The following is a 1,613-nucleotide window of genomic DNA, read 5'->3' as shown; positions in this document are numbered from 1 at the left end:
ATATTCTATTCCACTATCAGCATGATTGTCAGAGCGTATTTTTCGAGCTGAGGTCTCGATACCTATGGGCTCTTCAGCCATAAGGGATGCTTTTTCAAAACCAATGGTGTTGAGATGCCCTTGGGATTGCATTATTCCTTCTGAGACACTATACGCACGTTCAGAAATTTCATTAAAAGTGGCGCTCATTCCTACTAAAGGGATCCATGTTAGTATATAAACCCATTGATGTTTCATTGTATCGGTTCCATTTTTAAAATTAAACCGTTCGAAGGATCAACAAATAATCGAATCTTTTTTGCGGCTATATCAGTAGCATAAACTTGATACACTACTTCACGAACGATGTTACGGATTTCAATACCGGTGACTACATATCCTTGAGCAGATAGTTTATATTTAATTTCTTCCTCATTCATGGATACAAGCGAATGCAAGTACCGATCTTCTTCTAATTTTTGCACTGGATGATTTTTATGATTTCCAAAGGTATATTTTAGATGTTTTTGTACTGGTACACTAACAGATGAACCCATGGCAGCATAAAGTGAAAAAGAGAAACAAGTAAGAAAAATTAAAAAGACCTTCATTGTAAAACTCCATAATTAAAATATCTAATGTTGGCATAGTAATATTTCCAGTATGAGAAAATCATGAGCTTAAAATAACTATTTTTCTTGTAAAAACAACGACAATAGGAATTTATCTCCTTTTAACCACACATTCCTTATACTCTCTGAAATTTATAGAAGCGAAACCTGTGGACTCTTTTCAAAATCTTGCTTTGCTAGAAAACCTTTATCGATTAAAAGCATTGGGTTATACCTATGTTGATCCGATTACACCAAATACACAAATGAATTCCAAAACGCTTCCTGATTCATTAAATACACTGAACGCAACCATATCACAATGCTATTTATGTGATCTAAGTAAATCACGACGCCAAAGTTTGAGTGGTCATGGTAATCCTCGTGCTTCATTGATGTTTGTGGATGGATATGTATCATCGGCTGAAGATGAGTCTGGAGAATATTACGTCGGTCGTTCAGGTCTTATGCTACGTGATATGATTGAAAAAGTCTTGAATTATAAACTTGACGATGTTTATTTTACACATGCAGTAAAATGCAAACCCTTTGGATTTCAAAACCCTTCTCAAAGCGAATGTAATAGCTGTGTAGGATTTCTTTCCAAACAAATTTCTCTTATTCAACCAAAAATAATCGTCCTTTTAGGAGCAGATGCTTATCGAATTTTAACCGGTGATAATGAGGGATTTGAGCGTCTAAGAGGAGAAATTATCCCGTTTGGCAATGCTTGTTTGATTCCGATATTTCATCCCCTTTATCTCATCCGGAATCCTTCTATGAAAAAAGAAGCTATGCGAGATTTACAAACTATTAAAGCTCAACTATCATGATATTTTTACGTCCGTTTATACTCTTGTTCGTTTCCATCTTTTTTCTTGAAGCAAAAGATATTATTATCCAAAAATCAGTCAATAATTTAGAGATAAAAGAATCATCGGTGCCTTCTCATTATCCTATTAAAATTGCTATTATCACTTCTTCAAAAGTTATTGGAAAATATGCACAATCAACGTATAATGT

General features: G+C 34.2%; 4 protein-coding genes. 2 read left to right on the top strand and 2 right to left on the bottom strand.

Annotation, left to right across the window (positions count from 1 at the left end; translation table 11 throughout):
* Together WA010_RS12090 and WA010_RS12085 are read right to left on the bottom strand one after the other, a co-directional pair.
* The coding region (locus WA010_RS12090; protein ID WP_422557368.1) for a hypothetical protein at positions 1–237 on the bottom strand (237 nt) is incomplete at its 3' end.
* Entirely contained in the window at positions 234–590 is a 357-nt protein-coding gene (locus WA010_RS12085) for a PepSY domain-containing protein (protein ID WP_422557367.1), read from the bottom strand. The genes WA010_RS12090 and WA010_RS12085, both read right to left, overlap by 4 nt.
* Before the next feature lie 170 nt (positions 591–760).
* Here WA010_RS12085 and WA010_RS12080 point away from each other — a divergent pair, with 170 nt between their 5' ends.
* A complete protein-coding gene (locus tag WA010_RS12080) occupies positions 761–1,423 on the top strand; it encodes a uracil-DNA glycosylase (protein WP_422557366.1) in 663 nt (220 codons plus the stop codon).
* Positions 1,420–1,613 (top strand): hypothetical protein (locus WA010_RS12075; protein WP_422557365.1); only part of this gene is annotated, 194 nt, incomplete at its 3' end. The genes WA010_RS12080 and WA010_RS12075, both read left to right, overlap by 4 nt.

Origin of the sequence: Sulfuricurvum sp. (genome assembly GCF_049305995.1) — a bacterium.
Taxonomy (GTDB): domain Bacteria; phylum Campylobacterota; class Campylobacteria; order Campylobacterales; family Sulfurimonadaceae; genus Sulfuricurvum.
The sequence above is the reverse complement of the archived record's forward strand: the minus strand, read 5'-3'. Positions and strand labels throughout refer to the sequence as shown.

Bases quoted from the DNA above. Each gene is read 5' to 3' on its own strand.
- WA010_RS12085 (WP_422557367.1), bottom strand. From the start codon at position 590: ATGAAGGTCTTTTTAATTTTTCTTACTTGTTTCTCTTTTTCACTTTAT.